We start from the raw sequence: 21,795 nt of genomic DNA on the forward strand, positions 1-21,795 counted from the left end.
GACCTGGGCTTCAATTTCGACGGGAGGCCCGTGATCAGCGAACTGTATTTCATAGGCAACGGCACAGGCTCCGACAAGCAATATGATGCCGGTTCGGCTTCAGATTCCAGACCCGTTTGTAACCTGACTTTTCAGTGGACAATCAAAAACGGGACGCTGACATTGATTTACGACAGCCGCCCCCCGCTGGTGCTTGAGATAGGCGGGGTGTATATCAGGGGAAACCTCCTGAAAGGCACCCTGCATAGTGAAGGACAAGAAGATATTCCGGTAACGCTGACGCGCAGGAAATGAGTCGCGAGCCGAGAAGGACTGGCCTGTCATGCCCCCGCAAACAGGAACAGGCCGGCCCTCCGGGATTTGCAGGCGGATCAGAAAGCTTTATATGATTATTAAAAATGACGATTAGAATGAAAAAGGAATTTATTACCGGCTATTTTATTGATCCTTACCATCGGGATAAGCGCGCAAATACCGGTTCGCACGATCTGTAAAAAGGAGTAATAATAAACAGGAAAGTTAGGATAAATAATAAGGTAAAAGGATTTATTATTGAAAGTAACGCAGGCTCTGAGGTCATAAAAGAGTTAATAGATTTTTACAGGGAGGTTACTATCATTGTCTATCAAAAATAAACGAACGAAATTATGGGAAAATTAGCAAACAAATACAAGAGTGAAAGTGCCAGGTATAAATTGCCGAATAACGCGATATATCAATACTTTGGAAAGGATATAGAAGAAATAATCTTTGCAACAGTTCCGGATGCCGGCGAGTTAAACATCAAATGTAAAGGTGATGAGATCATACATACTCCCAATGAGGACGAGACCACTTTTTTTGAAGATCAGTTTATCGTTTTTGATAAAACAAACGACCAGGTCGAGATCAATCCTGCGAGATTAAATATTCCGGCAGACCTGACTGATAAAGTAGGAACCATGGAGCGTAAAATATTTGATTTCATATATAACGGGGGACACCGCTTATTGCTGACAGGGAAAAAGGGCTGGGGAAAGACTACATTTTTAAGATATATTTCCCGTTATTTAATTCCTATGTTCAACAAACGGAAGGATTCCACGGACCAGCCTGTTTTTAAACCTTGCTTGCCTGTTTATATATCTTTTAATTCTGAAATAAACAGCTTAAACTTAGCGGGTGAAGAGGAATATCCCCGCTTGTTTTATAAGATTATCCTCGATAAGATAAGGAATCTTCGTTATGAGTGTATTAACAGTGATATCAAGGGTCCTTTTTATCAATATCTACTTGAAAAGGATATCTTCTCCGCATATAGATCGGAATATAACAATATTATACATAAACATGAAAACGCGTGGATAACAACGGATGACCGGGAAAAAGAACTGAATACGCTAAGAGAAAGGCTTGGCAAAGAAGAAAAAGTAATATTGTATTCCTTCTCTTATTGCAACGCCAGTACCGATTGTCGCGCAATTCCATTGATTGTCCTGGACGACCTGGATCCCTTACACACTACTGTCCAAACCTATCTATTTACAGAGAGCTATAAATTGGCACATACTTATAAGATAAAGGTCATCGTTTCGATGCGTCCGCGTTCATATGACATCGTATCAAGAAGTATAGCGGAAGCAATACGGATTAATAATCAGATTTCATTTACAGATAGTTTTGCAAAGGATTATCTGAAAGCGAAATTCAGCAAGATGTCGGAACGGATCGCCAAAAGCGAAAGTATATCTGCCGGGGATGGTATCAATATAGGTGGCAATTTGATTCTGAAACCATTAAATGTCGTGTTGTTCTTTAACAACTTTAAAGATATATCCCTAAGTAACTCGGTTTTGGAATTTTTGAAAAATATTTCGGGCGGTAATCTGAGGAAGTTGAATGAATTTATTAAAATTTATTTGAAATCAGGTTATATCGATGCCAGTCCATCCATAATTTGTAGTTTGGTGGAAAAACACATTACCGCTGAAACCAGTAATAATGTCCCTATATGGATTGTGTATTCAGCCATATTTACAAATAACTATGAAACCGTATTTGGAATGGTGTTTAATGAACCCGACAAATTTGTCGTAAATATTTTATGCAACGGCACATCAAGTATCAATACATATTTAATAAGGCTGCATCTGTTATCGTTTTTTTCAAGGAACGGAAGCTCTTCATTCACTTCTACTGATATTCTCGAAAGATATAAAGAAGTTGTTGCAAAAAATTATTCCGACGAAACGATCGAAAAAGATATCTCAAGAGCGCTTAAACGCCTGAATAATTACAATCTGATCGGTAATAATACAATACTGGCAATTCCTGAGGCGGAAAACCCCGATAAAATATCTGAAAAGATAGATACTACAGCCGCGTTTTACATGGAAGACTTAGGCCATTATTATTACAGGTCGATCATCTCGATCTTCGAATACTTTTACTTTATGAAAGATGACATTAATTTCAAAGATGAATCCGGGATACTAAGTTGTATTGAAACAAAAAAGAATGTCATTTTAAGATTTGAACAGGTAATAAAATACTTTGAATTTTTATTTGAAGAGGAAAAAGCATTTTATGGAGCATTGGAAACCCCGGAATGCAGAAAACATTACTTCAATAACTTCGCACCATTCTATCATGACGGGAAAATATTTTTTGTACAGGTTTTTGTTGAAAAAATGCTCGGTTATGCCAGGACAAGAAGATATGAAGGGATACAGGCTATTATTGATAAACTGGAAATACTAAAGGATAAAATCGATGAAACTACAAAAGATTTCTAAAATTATAGGGTGGATTAAAGATAATGATTTTATCTCGCAAAACAGGATGAAAATGACAGGTACGATCATGGTGTTGGTTTTAATAATTATTCCACAATGCACATGGGTAAAAGATTTGGATTTTGATTATGTGAAACTTACGGAAGAATGGTATAAAATCTTGCTGGGGTATTTAGTGATCGGGATCCTTATCATGTTGTTCTATGATCAAAACAAAGAGAACAAAAAAAGACATATGCTGAAAAAACGCGATCAACTAATAAAAAAAATAAAAGCCGATAATGACAGCTATGAAAAAAGGATAATGGATTTCCAAAAGTTCGAAGCAATAACAGAAGAAATAAATATTCTTTTTGGTAACGAATACTTAAACGAAAAAGAGCGTTTTGCCAGAGCAGAGATGTTGCATTATCTTGAAAAATGCACAAATGAGAATGAATCTGACTATAGAACGACTTTAAATAATATCATATCGAAGCTATGATATAAAGACGCTCCGGACACTACTTACGCCGTCCGTTTGCATGACATGGCGCGGAAACTGAAAATCAAGGCCGGTATGTATGTCTGAATTTCTATTATCAGGTATATTGTGTCTGATTTATTGAGCTGTTAACCAATTCGTCAGGGATAAAAACGTACTGATACCAGAATATAAACGCTATATGAAGTTAAATATGAAAAAGAGAACAGACATAATGCGGCATCCATTGCTGATGATCGCCCTGTCGCCGGGATAACCAGCTTTTTATTAAAATATCCCGGATAGGAAAAAAACGATGTAAGGTAAATTAACTGTTGTCCGGCCCGGACATGTAAGCCATAACCGAAATATAAAAAAACGGAGAAACTAAATAAAACGATGGGATTATTTGAAAAAAAACAAAGACGGCAGAGCCCGCAAAGCGGACCGCAGGCCCAGGTTCCGAGCATAGTGGCTATCGGTACGGTTATCACCGGCCAGGTGAAGCTCAGTGAAGACCTGCGCGTGGACGGGGCCGTGGTTGGGGATATTTGTTGTGAGAAGACCGTGGTCATCGGCCGTAGCGGCGAGGTGTGCGGAAATATCACGGCTGCCTTTTTGGACATATGCGGCTACCTGGACGGCAATGCCGGTATCACCGGGCGTACCATGCTGCGCAAAGGCGGTTTTTTGCATGGGGATTTGGAGACCGCGGAGCTGGAGATCGAGGCCGGCGCCCGCTTTGAAGGGCGATGTATGATGACCCGCAACGTGTTGTCACAGCCCGGCCGGGACGAACAGGAACAGGAACAGGAACAGGGTTTTACCGATGAATAAAAGCACGGTCCGTACCGGATATGCATCGTACGGTACCGGCAACAGAAAAGATATTATCAGGCAAAACGGATTAACCGGTCGGACCAATATCAGTTTGTTGTCATTCCCCCCGCTAAAGCGGTAAGGAATAATTTGTCTTTATCAGGGTTGTCGCACGCTTGCGATAAGCCGGGACAACCCGCTTTTTTAAAAGCGGATAAGAATAATAAGAATAAAACCGCGGCTTTTGGGCTGCATAAAGATAGAAATGATGGAATACGTAAAGAAAACAGCCACCCCCGGTTATACTGCCGGCCACGGTGTACCGGTTATAAGAAACCCGGAAAACCGGTCTTTGGTATGTATTGGAGGAAGCATGTCATTGACAGCCTGTAAAAAAGGGCATAAGGCGGGCCGGGGTCCGCAGAACAAACCATACTTATTAAGCACGCTTAAAACACATAACAGATAAGATGAGAATATTCACATTCATATTGCTTTTTTTCTGCATCGGTACTATGTATGCGCAGGACAAAGCCGTAACGCAGGCTACACCTGCTATAACAGTAAACAGTAACCTGCTTTATGACGTCACGACGAATCTCAATCTGGGAGTAGAAATCAGGACAGGAGACCGGTACACGCTGAAATTACCGGTTACCTATAACCCTTGGGAATACGGGACAAACAAGCTATACAGGTTTATATTGGTACAGCCCGAGTTCCGCCGGTGGCTGTGCGAATCGTTCAATGGCCATTTTTTTGGCATACATGCCCTCTACGCCCATTATGATATCGGGGGAATCGGTATCCCGTATTCAGGGATGAAAGGATACCGTTACCAGGGTGATGCCTACGGGGCAGGGATCAGTTACGGATACCAGTTTTATTTATCCCCACGCTGGAACCTGGAGTTATCCGCTGGGATAGGATATGCGTATCTGGATTATGATAAGTATGAATGCAGGGAATGTGTAAAATATGCCGGGCATCTGCAGAAAAACTACTGGGGGCCGACCCAGGCCGGTATTACGTTGATTTATATAATAAAATAATGAGGATATGCTACTAAAGAATACTAGAATTATATCTGTCTGTCTGTTTTTGTTCCTGTTCGCAGGTGTTCAGAATATTTTCGGACAAAGCCGTTTACACAACAGTATCCGAATAAAGAAAAACGAGTTGGGCAAAATGGGCGATAAGCTGGTGATGGATTTCGATATTCTGATCCATAATGTGCATGTGTCAGCAAATAACCGCCTGGTTCTAACGCCTGTTATCCGGGATACCATCGACGGAAAGCAACAATTTCTGCCGGCCTCGCTGATCAATGGGAAAACCAGGGACAAGCTGTACAAACGGGGACTCATCCTGACAGGCATGGAAAAAGACCTGTCTGTCCATAGCGTGTTTCGGGCGGATAAGAAAGATGTAGATAAGGTTATATCATACAAGACTTCTATAACTTATGAACCATGGATGAAAAACGCTTCGGTTTACCTGAGCGCCGATTTATGCGGCTGTGACGGTTCAGCAAAAGATTATACGGAATATTTGGTTGCAAATGGTATAACCGGCCCTGAAAAGATAGTGGAACCAAAGGGTATTAAACCGGACTTCGGCATATATACACCGCATGTGGCCTTTATCGCGCCGCCCCGGGAAGAAAAAAAGGAGCGCTCCAGTGCAGGGGAGGCTTATCTGATTTTTGGGCAGGGTGAATGGAATATCAGTCCGGATATGTATAACAACAGGTCGGAACTGGCAAAAATAGAGCAAAGCCTTAACTATATCAGGGAAGAGCCTAGCGCCCGTATTACAAAACTGCATATAAAAGCATATGCTTCGGTTGAAGGCAGCTATGAGATGAACCTGGCCCTATCGCAGAAACGCGCCGGGTCGCTACTGGGTTATGTAGATAAAGTTTACACCTTTCCCAAAGAAACGGACGTATTATCTGAAGGATTGGGGGAAGACTGGACCCGGCTGGCCGAACTGATCGAAAAAGACACGAAACTGGATAATAAAGGGCAGCTCCTGAATATAATACACACAGTGGGCATTCATGAGGGACGCGAAAAGAAATTGATGGATATGGACGAAGGCAGGCCATATAAATATATGCTGGAAACACTTTTCCCTTTGTTGCGGAGAACAGATTATAAAATAGAATATAACGTACCGTCTTTTACAATAGAAAAGGGCAAACAACTCTTAAACAGCAAGCCCGGTATGTTGAGCCTTGATGAAATGTTCCGGATCGCTAATACATACGAAAAAGGCAGCGCAGCATTTAATAATGTTTTCAAAACGGCGGCAGCTATTTACCCTTCAGATAAGACCGCTTCTATAAATGCCGCCTCTGTTTTGATCCTGGAAAAAGATTACAAGGCGGCGGAAGAACTACTGGAGGGATATGCGGATGAGCCGGCGGCCTGGAATAACTTAGGTATCGTCTACATGAGCGGATTACGGCTTGGCGAAGCAGAAAAGTACCTGGCCAAAGCAAAGGATATGGGGGTGGAAGAAGCCGTATATAATCTTGGAATCCTGGAGGAATTAAAGGTTGCCGTACAAAAGTATGAAACACAGGGTCCGGCTGATCCCGGTTAACCGGGACCGGACGTTGGCCGGTGAAAAGAAAATATGAAAAATAATCATTTTTAAAATATATATATATGAAAGTTAGTAAAAAAATAATGATTTCGTTAATCAGTATCCTGTTTATATCCTTTTCAGGATGCGATAGCAGCAAAATGGAGGATGAAAGTCTCTCTGCGGAAGGTGAAAGAACGACCTTTAATCTCAAACTGAATTTTTCGTCGATAACCACCCCGGGAACCAAGAGTTTTCTTAAAAGCACCGGAGACCCCAACGCAACGGAGGCGGAAGCGAAAGTAGGGACGGTGGATGTTTTCATTTATGGTGAAAGCGGTTATTATATTTCCCATACATCCCTTTCCGTCGCGGATTTTACCCAAGTGGAAGGTAGCGGGACATCCGACAAATACCAGTATGCTTCCACAACTAAGATCCCCGCTACTACCGGGCCTAAAAAAATCTTTGTCGCTGTAAACCTGCCTTCGGGTGTGGCAGCAGCCCTTGAAGATAAACCGTCTAATGAACTGACGCAGGTTGCCCAAACGTTAGCAGCAAACCAGCTGGTAGCCGCAGACGGCTCTATTGTTATGACAAGCACGGAGCTCCTTACCTATGAATTTGTAAAGAATGGGGCTGCCAACAATCCCACAATTAGCGTAGAACGTATGGTAGCCAAAGTTACGGCACAGAAAGCTGCGGATATGGTGCAGGCCGGAGTTCCGGGAACATTGTTCGATATGCGCTTTGCAATAAATAACTTTAACAGCAAGTCTTATTTTATACAAGGCGCTGCCCCGGATTTTAAGGATCCGAACTGGGATGTTTATACGGCATCCGATTTCTCTGAAGCTACTGCAAATGATTATATACGGGTAAATGAACCGGATGTTACAGATCCCAGGAATCTGAATGCCCTGTATGCCGCCGAAAATACATCGCAATACCACAGGGTAAAGGAAATAACACGGGCTCAGGTGCGGGCCGGATTTTTACCTGCCTCGGTGGTAATTTACGGGAATGGAAATTATATTGAGGTAACATCCGCTTCACAGGGAAAAACCGCGCCGCAGACATTCTATACAATCATACTGAGCCGGCCTGAGCCGCAAATATATTGCTTCTTTGACCGCACTACAGCAGAGAACTATGCCGTTGCTAACGGAAAAACGGCGGCAGATATCGTCACCTATACAGACGGGCTCTGCTACTGGGATATGTACCTGAATAAGAATGTATGGGATGTGCTGCGCAATGATTATTATAAATGTACGGTCACGCGCATCCTGGTTCCCGGACGGCCTACAGATGACCCGAAAGACCCGGATAGCCCGCCGGCAAGCGATGTTGATATTACAATTAATGTGGAGGTGGTTTACTGGAATGATCCCGTTCTGGGTAATTACGAATTGGAGCCTTGATTAATGCTGTTTATGAAAGAAATTCAGATGAACCGGATATTAACATATTACTCCTGCGTAGTACTGTGCGTATTGCTATCCTTATCCTCTTGCATTCAGGGGGAAATAAGCGGCATATGTCCGCCGGAAGGCAGGGAGGTGCAAGTGCTCTTTTTACACGAGGGGACGGAAGAGATGGATGCGGGGTACCAGGCCGGGTTAAACAAAGCCGTACTTTTTGTCTATGACCAAGATGACAGGTTTATAGCTTACCGGGAGATAAATACTCCGCGGCTGAATGAAACTTATCAGACCGGTATCGGACTGGATGCGGGAACATACCGTTTTGCCGTATGGTTCAATCCGGACTCTCCATATGCATTCAGTCCCCTGCCCAGCGACCTGGCTGTAGGAGCTGCAAAGGCTTCGCAACACTTTCTCCTCCAGGTCCCGGATAACAGAATGATAAATGAAGAGGAGACCACGCTTCCTTTATTGCTTTACGGGAATAAGGAAGCGATGATAAAAGGAACAGACAATTTGGTAACGATACCTGTTACCCGGAATACCAATACGATCAATATCAGTGTCGGGGGGCTTTTACCCGATGACCATGATTATCGCTTCGAAATAAGCGATGACAATGGAATTTACACTTTTGATAATGATTTCTCACCGTGTACCCGGTTTTCGTATACAAAAGGCGCGAAGTATGAGTCTGGTACCCTGGGGTCGTCCCTAACGGTCCTGAAGTTGTCGGGAAGCCGTCCCGGCGCTTCATTGCAAATACTGGATGCGACTACCGGGAAAGTATTGTTTCCCAATGCGAAGGGAATTACAACCAGCCTGGTGCGATTGCTGGAACTTATATACCCCGGGAATGATTTCGACAAAAGGCATAATTATGACATCGAAATTCTTTTCGTTGGGACTGACGTCCTGATAAACGGATGGAAGCTGGTTCCTTCAGATAATGAATTAATGACCGAGTAAAAGTAACCCGGAAAAGGCTGTGAAAAATAATATTACAATTAAAATAATTAAAATGGATAGATTAGCAAATATATGGCAAAGTTGGTTGTTGCTGTTTATGATAATATTTGTAACCTCATCATGTAGTTCTGAAGATGGCAACCAGGCTATTTCCTCGGAGGCAACAGAAAAAGAAGTGACAGTCAGGATAGCTGTTCCGGCTGCGCAGGCAACAAAGTCGCTGGGCAATACTCAGGAGCAGGCTATACAGACTATAGATGTATTGGCCTTCCGCGTAGCAGATGACGGAAAAGAATATTACGATTATTGTGCAAAAGTACGTCCTGCAGCCACTAATGCGGGAGCAGCTGCGGTACAGTCATATATAGTAACCGTACTGGAAAAAGATTACTTGCAGAGGCTGGTTGTCATAACCAATACCGGATCGAAAATCAAGGATTTGGTTGATTCGGCTCCTTTGAAAGGCATGGAAAAGGATGATATGCTTGGCGGCCTGGAATTTTCCATAACTTCAGGCAACAAATGGGATACCTCCGCGAATTACACCCCTTTACCCATGTGGGGCGAAAGCCAGACTGTTAGAATAAATTCTTCTTTTACCGCACTGGAGTCCCCTGTATTCCTTTTACGGATGGTTGCCAAAATCAATGTACAGCTGGACAAATCGGTTCAGGGGCTTGCAAACCGGTTTAAGCTGAAAAGTGTCAGGGTGTATAATACGAATGCCAACGGGGCCATTGTCCCCGATCCTAACGTGATTACCAAAGGAACGGATAACAAGCCGTTTGTCACGGGTGCCACGCTTGCGGCCACTCCCCGGTCCTGGGCCGGTCCATTGGTATATGACAATGATTTTAGCGAGGAAAATATTTCCATGCTCAATACGATCTATACATTCGAAACGATGCCCCCTACAGATAAAAACCGTTCAAAGGCAACCGGTTTAGTCATCGGTGGCTGGTATGAGAATGATACCCGCGAAACTTATTACAGGGTGGATTTTTTGAATAACGATAAATCTTTCAGGAGCATCCTCCGTAATTATCAATACCTGGTCAATATTATAGACGTTAACGGGCCCGGCCATAATACGCCGGAAGAGGCCTGGGAAGGTATCGGCGTCAATATGGATGTCGAAATCCTCGATTGGAATGACTCCGGCATGAATGACATCGTTTTCGACGGGCAAAATTACCTGAGTGTGGATAAGAATAATATCCTGTTCTCGAAAGATGCTTCAACAGAGGGATCTGCCGGGATATTAAATGTCATAACCGATTATGTACGCAACACTGCTAATTCCTCCGGTTGGAAAGTTATGTCTATAGAAAGTGTGGAACCCGCAACCGGCGATCCGGGCTGGTTGACGATTACCGATCCTTTTGGCAGGCAGGATCTCGAGGCCCGGGGCGATGCAAATATAAAAGCGGAATGCAGATTAACCTGTCAGGAAAATAATACGGCAAGCGACAGGTCTGTCAGGATAACATTCGCTGCCGGCCGGTTGCGCTACCCGGTCATCATCACACAAAATACAAGACAAAGGCCGGTGATCACTTTTTATCATGCAGACGCAAATTATCTGGAAGGCGGCAGGATAGAGAATAATGAAATCTTAATATATCGTAACGAAATGTTTTCCGAAACATACCGGTTCATTGTAAAATGGACGCCTGCAGGATCCGGGCTGATAGCCTATGAAGCTCCGGTTGCAAATATACCACACCTGAATGTTTCAATTAACTCCCCTGACGGATCATTACAATATATTCTCGCCAATTCCAGGAACGGAATGATGGGCTATACGCTGCTTGTTACAGGAAACCAGGATGTCGGCAATGCTACCAGTATTGTATTTATTGTCTCGAATGGAGAGCAAACTTACGAAGAGAGGTTGATTGTACGTTATGTAGAGCCGGACACTCCCTGAAAGATGCAGGACCGGCCTGGGAACCTGGGCCGGCTTTGCCGATACCAGGATTTAATCCCGGCCGTATCACCTGAAAAGCAAACCGATGGATGTAACAGGCCTTGATATACACACCTGCCGTATCGAGAAGGTATGGGGTACGGACCTGCGGCTTCACAGCCTTATCGGCCCTTTTGTAATGAATCCGGATGTGATCCGCCTGAACGGCGGTTATCCGTTTAAGAATACGGAAGACCACCTGTGGTACATTTCCGTCAAAGGCAAAAATATGGTGACCGGATTTTTATCCATCCGCGACGGGCATATCTGCAACGATTTCACCTGGCGGGATAACGATGTGCTGGAAGCCTTGCTGGACAGGGCCCTGTCGGAGATGGAGGCGGGAACCCCGGTCTGCTTTACGGCGGAAGAGTATGAGCTGCCCGTCCTGGAAAAGCTGGGATTCACGGTCGCGCGAAAAAGCGTGCGGTATTTTAAAATGGCAAAGACCGTATGAACGGGCGCGGGATGAAGGATGTCTATGAGGCTGCCCTGGAGCGCATCGGCTATATATTCTCGGAATTCGGGAATATATACCTGGCCTTTTCGGGCGGGAAGGATAGCGGGGCGATGCTCAATATGGTCCTCGACTATATGCGCCTGCACGGAATAAAGCGTAAGATCGGCGTGCTGTATATAGACGTGGAGGCTTCCTATAAACGAACCGCCGCCTTCATAGAACGCATGTACCTGGATAACACTGACCTGATCGAACCCTATTGGGTCTGCCTTCCGATGACCACCACCAATGCGGTCTCCATGTACGAGCCGTACTGGATCTTCTGGGATCCGGCTAAAAAAGACAAATGGGTGCGCCCGATGCCGGAACATGACTTCATTATCAATAAGGACAACCATCCCTTTGATTTTTACAGGGAGAATATGACTTTCGAAGAGTTCACTCCCCTGTTCGGCGATTGGTATGCCCGGCAACACGGGAATAAAAAGACGGCCTGCCTGATAGGCATCCGCACGGATGAGAGCCTGAATCGTTACCGGGCCATACAACGGCCTGACAAGAGTACGTTCGACAATAAGAAATATTCGACGCGGGTATCGGATACCACCTACAATTTCTACCCGGTATACGATTGGAAGACAAGCGATATCTGGGTCTATAACGGTAAATACCGGAAGCCTTACAACCCGATTTACGACCTGTTTTATAAAGCCGGCGTTCCCTTGTCCAGGATGCGTATCTGCGAACCTTACGGGGACGAGCAGAAAGCCGGGCTGAACCTGTTCAGGGAGCTTGAGCCCGAAACATGGGTAAAAGTGGTGGACCGTGTCAGCGGAGCCAACTTCGGGAATATCTATTGCGGGACCAAAGCGACGGGAGCCAGAAGGATAAGCCTCCCCCGGGGGCATACATGGAGAAGCTACTGCAAGTTCCTGCTGAAAACACTGCCCGAAGAAACCCGCAGCATATATACCACTAAATTCATCCGGTTTATCCGTTACTGGCACAGGGTCGGTTCACCTGTCTGCAATGAAGATATTTTAGAGCTGGACCCGGACATGGTTGTCAATACGTATGCATACAGCAAACGGGGAAAGGGTGACAAATATGTCGTTAGATTCCGCAGCATCCCCGATGTGTTGCCCGGCTTGGATAACAAGTCCGATTTCCTTTCCTGGAGACGTATGTGCATGGCTATACTCAAGAACGATATACTGTGCCAAAGCCTCTCGTTTTCTATTACCCGCAGGCAGATATTACGGCAGCAGGAACTTCTGGAGAAATACAGGAAACTATTATAAAAGATGGAAACAGATAAAATAAATATACAGGTGCAGGACCTGGCAAATGAGATTTGCCGTTTGATAAGCGGCATTGCCGGGATACAGGACCGGATCGATACGCTTAATTATGTGCGTATGCTGCTTCACCGGGTCAGTCCGCTGAACCACCAGCCGGTCGATTTTGTCGCCTGGGAGAAGACCGGGCATGTGGAAGGCAACGATTATAATCCGAACAGCGTGGCTCCTCCCGAAATGCGGCTGCTGGTCACCTCGATCGAAGAAGACGGTTATACCATGCCTGTGGTTACCAGTCCCCAGGACGGCCTGTTCCGGATTGTGGACGGGTTCCACCGCCGGCAGGCTGAAATACGCTCGCAAAAGATATCCGCCGCTACATACGGCCGCCTGCCGGTTACCTTTATCCGTGAGGCGCAACGCGGCCTGGACAACCGGATGGCCTCGACCATACGCCATAACAGGGCCAGGGGGTCGCATGACATCGGGCTGATGTCCTCCATTGTGCGGGAACTGGTCTCTGTGGGCAAGTCCACCGCCTGGATAGCTAAGCATGTGGGTATGGATATGGATGAGATACTCCGCTTAAAGCAACTGACCGGACTGGCCGCTTTATTTGCCGGCAGGGAGTTTTCCAAAAGCGAAGGGGAACAGACTTAATACGGCCCGGTAAAACGAGGAGTATAGAGGCCATGCTGTGACCCCTGAAGTACTGATCTATCATGTTTTCATTATTAACAATATTAATTTAGCAGGACCATGGAAATATTATTAGAAACAGATTTTTATTACTGTATACGGGATTACACAGAGAAGCAATGTTATAGTATGGACATTAAAAATGCGTACAAGAGTTTTACACACAGCATATTCTCTTTTTGTAAATCTGAAATTGACCACATCAGCCTTTTCCTTATATTGAACTATACCCGTATAGAATTTGTATCCATACAAAACAGAAAATCCGAATACGAATCGGGGAAAAAATGAGGTATTTGATTATCTGGCTAAAGCAATCCTAATGCTGGATTGTGCAATTGAATTAATTAAATCGGAAGATGTATCTTCGAACCCCCGGATACAAAAAAAAAATAAAAGATTCAAATATCAGTGGACCGCAGATATATCTAATCTCGTTGAACTTGCATATGCCATATTAGAAGCAGGATGTGTTGATAATGGCGATGTTGAAATTATGGCATTTGTGGAATTTTTAGGAGAAACATTTAATATAAAAGTTGAACGATGCTCTGATTTTTACTATAAAATGCGAACGAAAAGCGGTAACAGAACTGCATTCATAGATAAATTGAAAAAAAAGCTGGAATTAAAGATGGACAGGGATGACGAAAAAAACTGCCGGAGGTAAAGTGAACAAACTTTCCAATAACAACGTATTATAGGGTGATCATGTGAGAGATCACCCTAATTCAGTTTATTCTTCTTTAGGTAATAATTTACTCAGTTCCGGATCTGCTTTAATACGAATCAGTTCATCTTCCACGATTTGCTTCACCTCTGCTTTGATACGATTATAGTTTTCTTGTATCTGTTCTTTCATACGATCCACGCCGTTCTCATCTACAAAGCTGGTAATAACAGGAATCTTCTTATAGTTTTTCGTTTCGGCTGCGACTTTGTCATTATCAACAACAATCTCAGCATGAAATATTTTTTGCTCTATTCGTTCATCGAAATTATCCGCAACGGCTCCTACAAACATTCCCTGAGTCAAATTGCTTATTTTTGATGCAGGTATCAGACTATCCATCTGTGTACTGATTGAGGTGGATTTATCTTGACGATTAATTGTCATAGAAGACCGCTTCTGTAACACTTTTCCAAAGCGATCCGATAAAGATTTAGCTGTTTCACCTACCACTTGTCCCGAAAAAATATTGCCGACGGTATTCATCACCACTGCGGACTCCTTGTCTCCATAATCTCTCTTTAGTTGAGAAAAGTCTTGAAAGCCAAGGAGTACTGCAACTTTATTACTTCTGGCTGTGGCGATCAGATTGTCTAAACCTTTAAAATAAATAGTTGGCAACTCATCGATCACAATACTACTCTTTAGCTGCCCTTTCTTATTCACCAGTTTAACAATACGGCTGTTATATAAACCGAGTGCTGCACCATAAATATTCTGGCGGTCCGGATTATTGCCGACTGCCAATATTTTGGGTTCATCAGGGTTGTTGATATCAAGGGTAAATTCGTCACCACTCATCACCCAGTACAATTGGGGGCTTATCATCCTGGATAAAGGGATTTTAGCGGAAGCAATCTGACCCTGGAGCTGCTCCATCGCACCGCCGAGCCAGGCATCCATAAAAGGTGAAAGATAGTTCTCCAGATCAGGATATGAAGTTAAAATCGGAAAAATATCTTCATAGCGTTTATTCAAAAACTCAATGGCATGAGGGAAAGTACAGTATTTTCCATCTTCGTAAATACGTAAATACCAGATAATAGCCGCAAATAAAATGATCGGAGATTCTACAAAAAAGTCTCCCTGCTTCTGTACCCACGTTTTATTAAGGTTAAGCATTATAGTATAAGCCGATTCATAGGCATCCGAAATATCATTCATAAAAGAGGGATTGATGGGATTGCATCGATGTGAACGGGAAGGGTCATCAAAGTTTATTACATAGAATTTAGGTACTGTCTTATATCCTTTCTGATTATTCAATAGATGGTTGTATGCAATGGTGGAAAGATCGGGGTCGGGTAGGTCAGCACCCTTGCGGGTGCTTTCCCCCCTAAGAACCGTGCGTGAAAGTTTCCCCTCACACGGCTCAAGCAAACAATATTTCCTTTTAAATAGGAATATGCTCATAACTTACTTCTTCTTTTTATGTGTAACACTTTGATAACAGCTATCATGAACCAGGCAGAGATGGTTTCTTCCATCCTTTTGTTGGTTCATTGTGTGCCATGCGGTTTCTGCTGTAATTGGCTGACCGCACAGAACACAGCTTCGCTTTTGTCTTTCCCACATTGCGATGAGTGACCTTTTCCCTTTAAGGCTCATTTTCATTTTGGTAGTTCTTCTTTTTTCAAGATACTGCCTCCATTCAGGGTCAAAAGGATTAATGTCACATTTCAGTTGTGGGTATTTGGCTATTTTAGTATTGAACAGGATAGTAACCGGAATGTAGTATTCCTCTTTCTTCTCATTCTTTTTCTTAACAGCAAATACCCAGTCACGACCATCAATTCTATGGAAATAGCGGTCTTTAATCCACCCCTTGCACTTGTTACCATGCCTGCGGAGTGCCCATTGCCACAACTTCTTGAAGATTTGGTAGTCTGCTTTGCGGAAAACGTTTGAGGCCGCACTATATTGATAGTAGTTTGCCCATCCGCTGAGTATCGGATTCAGTCGCATAATCAACTGGTGTTGTGCATCGCCACGGAATCGTTTGATTTCGTATTTGACTTTGCTCAACATTCGTTTGATTCTGTCTTTGGCGGGTTGCGTTAGCAGAGTATCCTTAAATTTACGGACGTTGAAACCAAGAAAGTCGAAGCCATCACTTATATGTGTGATTTTAGTCTTTTCTTCCGATAGCATCAATCCTCGTTCTGCAAGGAATTGAGAGACCAGAGGTTTGACTTTCTGCTCCAATAGTTCTTTCGTGTCGCCCGTGATGATAAAATCATCTGCATAGCGAACCAGCCTGACTTTCGGACAGTACCATCCCGACTTACCGGGAATGTGTTCCCAAGGGAAGTTGATTTCCAAAAGCGTCTGTAACCCGTCGAGTGTCATATTGGCAAGAGTCGGCGAAATGATTCCGCCCTGTGGCGTTCCTTCTTCTGTCGGAAAGAGTTCATTGTTGTACACGAATCCACATTTTAGCCATTTTTGTAATATGGATTTATCCATAGGGATATTCTCCATTAACCAATTATGACTGATATGGTCGAAACAACCTTTAATATCTCCCTCCAACACCCATTGTGCCGACGTTTTCTTGGACAGAAGTGAATGGCAACGAGCCATTGCATCAGCAGTGCTGCGGTCTTTCCTGAAGCCAAAGGAGTAGTTGTCCGCTGTAGTTTCGGACACTGGCTCTAATGCCATCAGGTAGAGGGCTTGCATCGCTCTGTCTTTCATTGTTGGTATTCCCAATGGACGAAGTTTGCCATTACTCTTTTTAATGTTTACTCGTTTTAACGGTTGAGGTTTGTAGCCTCTCCTTTTTAGTGTCACGATGGCTTTGAGTTTCGATAGTGAAGTAGACCATAGGACATTATCCACACCCGAAGTTTTCTTGCCATTGTTAGAAGTAACTCGTTTCACAGCCAATGCTTTGGCATAAAACGAGTGGGTAAGTGTCCATTGCAGAGCTTTCACTTTGCCGTACCTACCTTCTTTCTGAGCTTTTACAATACGCGCTTGCAGCTTATTGACCGTTTGTTCGCACTTGTTCCAGTCGATGCTTTCCCAAGTTTGCCCGTTTTGGTCAGAAGACGCACACGATGTTTTACTTTCGTTCATTTGCTTTCCTTCTTTCATAAGTTCTAAAAGTTATCTTGTAAAACGTTACCATACCGGAAGTTTGCCCGCTTTCGCGTCGAGTAATGTTGACAAAATCAATTCATGATTTCGGCTTAACCCGTATCTGCTCCATTACAGAACAGCGTTCGCTTTCTCCGGTTTTCCTTTACCCGCATACCCATTAGCGTTCCTTACGGATTGCCTACCCTTGCGGGAGATATACGGGCTTACCGTGTTCTACACCAAGTACCAGGATGGGTTAGGTCTTGCCTCTTCGCCGATGGCTTTGTTGTTCGCGTAACCCCAAAATTCACAGGGTTATCCAGCCACTTTACCATTTTGGTTCAAGCCTGTTAGCATTCGTAGGCTTGTTCGACTTAACGACGTTTATTAGCAATTCACTTACGTTGACCATACCTTCCGAGCCAAGCTCCCCAACCGCATAATGCTTACGGCCTTTGAACTCCCCTCATGGTTTGTTCTTGACCCTTTCGGGAGGGCTACCTTGTCCGAGCAGCTTGATACCCTTGTACAAGCGCACCTGCTCGTAGGCTACTATTGGCGAAACAATAGGTCTGTTCGGTGGATTTATTCCGCTGACAGACAGCTACTGGTGTAACTTACCACGTCACACGAATTTAAAGTCATACACGTACATTGAAAATCCTTTTTCAATCTGTTGTTTCATATATGAATTAACTACTGCATATGATTTACCGGAACCAGGCGTACCTAATACTATACTTGCCCTGAAAGGGTTGACCACATTTATCCATCCCCGCCATGTTTTCTTCTTATACCAGAATTTCGTTGGCAGATTAACTGAATACTCATTCTCCATCAAGCGGGTTTCCTGCATAAATGATTCGTTTTCTAAATTGAAAACGTCATCCATCAGTGTGTTTTTCAAAAGACGTGACATCCACGTACCTGCTACCAGTAAACATAAATAGCCACAGGTAAGCGTAAAAATATAAATGATGCTGCTGGAAGTGGATGGAAAAGGTAGCTCTAATAGCCACCAATTCATAAAGAATAAAAGAAAACCAATCACAAGTAGTATATAAATCTTATCCCATGTGATCTTTTCTTCTTTTACTCCTTTTGTTCCCAAACATGAAAGTGCAAGAAATACAATAGGGAAAAGCTTTGTGTACAATAATGCTTTGAATAATCCTGTTGTCCGGTTAAAGTTCAGTAGAATTCTATCTACTACGTCAATGTTGATTTTCCATTCGAATATCGATTCATAACAATACCAATAGATATGAATAATTACAAATAGAATACTAATAGCCCGCATAAAATCCATGACTTTTGCGAGTCCTCTCAAATCATCTTCTTGTTGCATAATATGAATTTTTAATTGATAAAATGCAAATATGAGAGGATAGCGTATTGTTATATAGCTACTTACATCTTTCTTGTAGGAAGTGGCGTTAGTATGGCAGTGAGTGGCACAAAAACTGAAAAGTGAAACAAAGCAATTAAGTAGTTTATTTTAATTATATCTTTACAAAAGTTACATTAACAGAACCTATCATGTATACGGCCGAATATAAAGGAACAATTGTAAGTGTACCCAAAGGTCAGGAAAAGGTGTTTTTTTCTGAAGGAGGAAAGTTTGATCAGGATTTTAAATGTTTCTATTTTAGAGACGACGATACTCCCGAAACTTTTGATCACTGGCTCCCCGAAAACACTGTTGCCATTATTAGCGAAGGGTTTTATATCCATGAAGCTCCGGTAATATGCAACCAATGCCGTAATAGAACTTCAGTAATATCTCTAGCTTCCCAATCCCTGCATATAAAGATGGAACAGAATAAAAAGGGAGAACGCTGGGACGAGGGTGACTGTCTATATTCTTTTGGTCATATCCGCTTTATACCGTTTCCTACAGCCCGGCTTATACAGAAAATATTTCCTCAATGGGATTATTTACAGTCCCCGAAAAGATCGATTAAATATTGGAGTAATAAATGTCAACATTGCGGAACAGTACAAGATGAAGATTTTCTGGCTCGCACTGTATTTGGCACGTTTAATCACGAATGTCCCAAAATGAAATGCCACTGCCATGAAAATAACGGCTATGGTTTTCCTATTATCGCAAAAATGAATGAAGTTGACCTTTATGGATTCGATGATGGAGATGGAAGATATTCTTTTTATCGAAGAGAGCATAACGGTTATGCTGTCGGGAATTTATACCAGAACAAAGAGGGAAAATGGTACGAAGAAGATAGGTTCTGGTAAGCAGAACCTATCACAAACAAGCATATTCTATGAGCATTGTATATTTATTACATCTGTCTGCCGTACCGTCTATTCTTCTTCCTTTTCTTCTTCAACTGCCGATTATTGGCATCAGGGTTAGCCGAGTTGTCAAATACAGGAATATCCAAGAGCGAATCAATCATATTTCCGATACTCTCCAAATTAACCGGACTGTTTATCGTTGGTACATCTGCCGATTGAATAGTTTGTGATTGTGTATTATCGATATACTCCTTGTTGCTGAATTTTTCATTTAATGCATTAGCGGAAAATTCCTTACCGAGCCGTGAACCATTGAGTACACATCGGTTGTTATGATCGATAAAGGTCGCACCGTATATTCTTCCCTCATCATTACGCCTCAATACCAGATCAATATTTGAGGATTGGAGCTTTCTTCTGAATTGAAGCTCATCTTTTGCTGTAACCAATGCTTCGAATACTATTTTTCGTGTTTGATCCCGAATTTTTCCTTCTTTTATCTTCTGAGAAGATTCTGTCATACGCTCTTCCAAGCTATCCAATCCAACTGTTTTACTGAAAATAGATGATTTCAAAGGTTTGCCGACCTTATTTCCTTCTTTATCAAGAGTAGAATACAATAATCCACGGTATGGTTTCTCTTTCGCTTCTCCACGCAACTCCTCTATGCCTATATTATATAAGGACAAAAGAGCCTTATATTCACCTATTGTCTGAAAATGGTACATGGATGTCAAAGGCTCTATGACCGATGCTATTTGCTTCTTCAGATTTCCTTTGGAAGCATCTACCGGAGAGAGCATCCAGAGTTCTCCCTGGTTTTGCCCTTCAGAGGGTATCAGGTTGTACTTGTGTTCCAACTCTATTGTAATGGCTTTGCTTCGCTCATGCTCTTTGGAATCCTTTACCTTAGTACCGTCACTTTTTACCCGTAGCGAGACGATATGTATATGTTCCCTGTCGATGTCCTCATGTTTGAAAATGAGATAAGGTTGATCACCATATCCAAGCTTTTCCATATACTCACGCCCGATATCAGCAAGTTGTTCATTCGTCAATTTGTCATCAGGATGCGGATTGAGCGACACATGAAAAACCGGATTTTTGGTACGGAAATGTGAGGGAATCCACCTGTTAAAATCATCCATCACATCTCCGATGTTAAACTTTCCGTCTGCGGGTTCACAAATAAGATTGGCTCCCAAGACCTTCGCTTTTCCATCATCAACCTTCTCCTGATTATAAGCCAATGCACCAAAAAGTGATTTCCCGGCACTTATTTTTGCAACCATTGTCGTTGAAAATTTTCGGATAACAGAACTATTTGCTTGCTTATTTCTACCAATTCAATAGTTGCTTTTTCCAGTTTATAGAGAAAAGCAAGGGCTTTTTTTTCTGAAAAATTACTGTTCAGGGACTTCACAATCTGGTTGTAATTAACACCGATTGCCCGGAATTGTGCATGGAAAGCAGATAGCTTTGTCACATATTCGAGTAGCGTGCGGTCCGTTTTTACTACCCGGAATTCTTCATTAAATATCCGCGCAGCGATAAACTGAGCCTTCGATTTTACTCCCGATTCTTCAAAAAGAGTCAGGAAACGGGCATGTTCCGTTGGTGTCAGGTTCACTGAATACCTGTACTCTGCTTTTTCCTCGGACGGTGTTCGTCCCCTTTTACTCCGTTTAGGAGCCTTTTGTTTTTCCGTTGTCATAAAATGGATTTTTAAGTGGTTATCGCAATCAATTCCGGGGCATCCTGCCACCATTACATTAACTAAAAGCACCGACTTCGGAGAGTGCTTTTCCCCCACCTAAAGGGGGCAAGCGTTTTTTGCAGCAGAATGAATTTTTTGCAGCAAAAAACACAGCTTGCTGTGCACTGACGTGCATCCGAAATCTGCTCCGAAGGAGACAGATTTAACGTTAGCGGACTAGCCTGTAAGGATAGACCAAGATGTCCGGAATTATTCACTCCACAAAGTTAATTCCCATTATAATATCCTGTATATAAGCAGGTAGTGCCAAGCGATGCCAAACCGACGCCACTGGCTGCCACCAGAGAAAAAGAGCATATGGAAGGCTCTTTTTTGATGTTTATTTGCAGAGAGAATGATTTACTTCTCTACTGAAGAGCATCGGTATAGAAATAAGTAAGTACAGAGGTACAACATTAAATAAATAGTGAACAGATTCTTTATGGAAGTAAAGAATTTCAGATGTACTGAAGAACTGGAATTCATCTTTGCTCCT

Annotated in this window: 17 protein-coding genes and 2 pseudogenes; 14 read left to right on the forward strand and 5 right to left on the reverse strand. The window is 43.0% G+C overall.

What is annotated here, in order from left to right; translation table 11 throughout:
* From IR083_RS00005 to IR083_RS00065, 13 genes are all read left to right on the forward strand, one after another.
* On the forward strand, positions 1 to 294 hold a 294-nt coding region (locus IR083_RS00005), incomplete at its 5' end, for a hypothetical protein (RefSeq protein WP_410492832.1).
* 353 nt (positions 295 to 647) lie between these two features.
* Positions 648 to 2,774, forward strand: coding sequence for a hypothetical protein (locus IR083_RS00010; RefSeq protein ID WP_194222734.1), 2,127 nt, complete (start codon positions 648 to 650; stop codon positions 2,772 to 2,774).
* Entirely contained in the window at positions 2,752 to 3,258 is a 507-nt protein-coding gene (locus IR083_RS00015) for a hypothetical protein (protein ID WP_194222735.1), read from the forward strand. The genes IR083_RS00010 and IR083_RS00015 overlap by 23 nt, the downstream gene beginning before the upstream one ends.
* A gap of 378 nt (positions 3,259 to 3,636) precedes the next feature.
* Positions 3,637 to 4,074, forward strand: a complete 438-nt coding sequence (locus IR083_RS00020; protein ID WP_194222736.1) for a polymer-forming cytoskeletal protein — start codon at positions 3,637 to 3,639, stop codon at positions 4,072 to 4,074.
* A 452-nt stretch (positions 4,075 to 4,526) separates the two neighbouring features.
* Positions 4,527 to 5,108, forward strand: a complete 582-nt coding sequence (locus IR083_RS00025; protein ID WP_194222737.1) for a DUF3575 domain-containing protein — start codon at positions 4,527 to 4,529, stop codon at positions 5,106 to 5,108.
* Between the two features lie 7 nt (positions 5,109 to 5,115).
* A complete protein-coding gene (locus tag IR083_RS00030) occupies positions 5,116 to 6,666 on the forward strand; it encodes a DUF3868 domain-containing protein (protein WP_194222738.1) in 1,551 nt (516 codons plus the stop codon).
* 65 nt (positions 6,667 to 6,731) lie between these two features.
* The gene (locus IR083_RS00035) at positions 6,732 to 8,072 is read left to right on the forward strand and encodes an Mfa1 family fimbria major subunit (protein WP_194222739.1); all 1,341 of its coding nucleotides are present in this window, start codon (positions 6,732 to 6,734) and stop codon (positions 8,070 to 8,072) included.
* A 27-nt stretch (positions 8,073 to 8,099) separates the two neighbouring features.
* Complete coding sequence (locus tag IR083_RS00040) at positions 8,100 to 9,044, forward strand: FimB/Mfa2 family fimbrial subunit (protein WP_194222740.1); 945 nt, start codon at positions 8,100 to 8,102, stop codon at positions 9,042 to 9,044.
* A gap of 52 nt (positions 9,045 to 9,096) precedes the next feature.
* On the forward strand, positions 9,097 to 10,974 hold the full coding sequence (locus tag IR083_RS00045) for a BACON domain-containing protein (protein ID WP_194222741.1): 1,878 nt from the start codon (positions 9,097 to 9,099) through the stop codon (positions 10,972 to 10,974).
* A gap of 85 nt (positions 10,975 to 11,059) precedes the next feature.
* Complete coding sequence (locus IR083_RS00050) at positions 11,060 to 11,470, forward strand: hypothetical protein (RefSeq protein ID WP_194222742.1); 411 nt, start codon at positions 11,060 to 11,062, stop codon at positions 11,468 to 11,470.
* Positions 11,467 to 12,774, forward strand: coding sequence for a DUF3440 domain-containing protein (locus tag IR083_RS00055; RefSeq protein ID WP_194222743.1), 1,308 nt, complete (start codon positions 11,467 to 11,469; stop codon positions 12,772 to 12,774). Before IR083_RS00050 ends, IR083_RS00055 begins: the two co-directional genes overlap by 4 nt.
* Positions 12,775 to 12,777: 3 nt before the next feature.
* A complete protein-coding gene (locus IR083_RS00060; protein ID WP_194222744.1) occupies positions 12,778 to 13,431 on the forward strand; it encodes a ParB N-terminal domain-containing protein in 654 nt (217 codons plus the stop codon).
* Between the two features lie 280 nt (positions 13,432 to 13,711).
* On the forward strand, positions 13,712 to 14,140 hold the full coding sequence (locus tag IR083_RS00065) for an RteC domain-containing protein (protein WP_194222745.1): 429 nt from the start codon (positions 13,712 to 13,714) through the stop codon (positions 14,138 to 14,140).
* 66 nt (positions 14,141 to 14,206) lie between these two features.
* On the opposite strand, the pseudogene IR083_RS00070 reads toward IR083_RS00065, so the two are convergent.
* The 3 genes and pseudogenes from IR083_RS00070 to IR083_RS00080 form a co-directional block, all read right to left on the reverse strand.
* Positions 14,207 to 15,511, reverse strand: a pseudogene (locus IR083_RS00070) (TraM recognition domain-containing protein); the annotation flags it as partial.
* Positions 15,512 to 15,616: 105 nt separating this feature from the next.
* Positions 15,617 to 17,281, reverse strand: a complete 1,665-nt coding sequence (ltrA, locus tag IR083_RS00075; RefSeq protein ID WP_194222854.1) for a group II intron reverse transcriptase/maturase — start codon at positions 17,279 to 17,281, stop codon at positions 15,617 to 15,619.
* Positions 17,282 to 17,915: 634 nt separating this feature from the next.
* Positions 17,916 to 18,632, reverse strand: a pseudogene (locus IR083_RS00080) (YWFCY domain-containing protein); the annotation flags it as partial.
* Between the two features lie 191 nt (positions 18,633 to 18,823).
* Between IR083_RS00080 and IR083_RS00085 the strand changes: the two are divergent.
* On the forward strand, positions 18,824 to 19,540 hold the full coding sequence (locus IR083_RS00085; protein ID WP_194222747.1) for a hypothetical protein: 717 nt from the start codon (positions 18,824 to 18,826) through the stop codon (positions 19,538 to 19,540).
* A 47-nt stretch (positions 19,541 to 19,587) separates the two neighbouring features.
* Here IR083_RS00085 and mobB read toward each other — a convergent pair whose 3' ends face one another.
* Together mobB and mobA are read right to left on the reverse strand one after the other, a co-directional pair.
* Positions 19,588 to 20,835: a conjugal transfer protein MobB gene (gene mobB, locus IR083_RS00090; protein ID WP_194222748.1), complete on the reverse strand. Its 1,248-nt coding sequence runs from the start codon at positions 20,833 to 20,835 to the stop codon at positions 19,588 to 19,590.
* Entirely contained in the window at positions 20,820 to 21,257 is a 438-nt protein-coding gene (gene mobA / locus IR083_RS00095) for a conjugal transfer protein MobA (protein WP_194222749.1), read from the reverse strand. The genes mobB and mobA overlap by 16 nt, the downstream gene beginning before the upstream one ends.
* Positions 21,258 to 21,795 lie beyond the last annotated feature (538 nt).

Origin of the sequence: Dysgonomonas sp. GY75 (genome assembly GCF_015234155.1) — a bacterium.
Taxonomy (GTDB): Bacteria; Bacteroidota; Bacteroidia; order Bacteroidales; family Dysgonomonadaceae; genus Dysgonomonas; species Dysgonomonas gadei.

What these genes read in the sequence shown, in the direction of transcription:
- IR083_RS00010 (WP_194222734.1), top strand. Translation starts at nt 648, where the DNA reads ATGGGAAAATTAGCAAACAAATACAAGAGTGAAAGTGCCAGGTATAAA.
- IR083_RS00015 (WP_194222735.1), top strand. Translation starts at nt 2,752, where the DNA reads ATGAAACTACAAAAGATTTCTAAAATTATAGGGTGGATTAAAGATAAT.
- IR083_RS00020 (WP_194222736.1), top strand. Translation starts at nt 3,637, where the DNA reads ATGGGATTATTTGAAAAAAAACAAAGACGGCAGAGCCCGCAAAGCGGA.
- IR083_RS00025 (WP_194222737.1), top strand. Translation starts at nt 4,527, where the DNA reads ATGAGAATATTCACATTCATATTGCTTTTTTTCTGCATCGGTACTATG.
- IR083_RS00030 (WP_194222738.1), top strand. Translation starts at nt 5,116, where the DNA reads ATGCTACTAAAGAATACTAGAATTATATCTGTCTGTCTGTTTTTGTTC.
- IR083_RS00035 (WP_194222739.1), top strand. Translation starts at nt 6,732, where the DNA reads ATGAAAGTTAGTAAAAAAATAATGATTTCGTTAATCAGTATCCTGTTT.
- IR083_RS00040 (WP_194222740.1), top strand. Translation starts at nt 8,100, where the DNA reads ATGAACCGGATATTAACATATTACTCCTGCGTAGTACTGTGCGTATTG.
- IR083_RS00045 (WP_194222741.1), top strand. Translation starts at nt 9,097, where the DNA reads ATGGATAGATTAGCAAATATATGGCAAAGTTGGTTGTTGCTGTTTATG.
- IR083_RS00050 (WP_194222742.1), top strand. Translation starts at nt 11,060, where the DNA reads ATGGATGTAACAGGCCTTGATATACACACCTGCCGTATCGAGAAGGTA.
- IR083_RS00055 (WP_194222743.1), top strand. Translation starts at nt 11,467, where the DNA reads ATGAACGGGCGCGGGATGAAGGATGTCTATGAGGCTGCCCTGGAGCGC.
- IR083_RS00060 (WP_194222744.1), top strand. Translation starts at nt 12,778, where the DNA reads ATGGAAACAGATAAAATAAATATACAGGTGCAGGACCTGGCAAATGAG.
- ltrA (WP_194222854.1), bottom strand. Translation starts at nt 17,281, where the DNA reads ATGAACGAAAGTAAAACATCGTGTGCGTCTTCTGACCAAAACGGGCAA.
- IR083_RS00085 (WP_194222747.1), top strand. Translation starts at nt 18,824, where the DNA reads ATGTATACGGCCGAATATAAAGGAACAATTGTAAGTGTACCCAAAGGT.
- mobB (WP_194222748.1), bottom strand. Translation starts at nt 20,835, where the DNA reads ATGGTTGCAAAAATAAGTGCCGGGAAATCACTTTTTGGTGCATTGGCT.
- mobA (WP_194222749.1), bottom strand. Translation starts at nt 21,257, where the DNA reads ATGACAACGGAAAAACAAAAGGCTCCTAAACGGAGTAAAAGGGGACGA.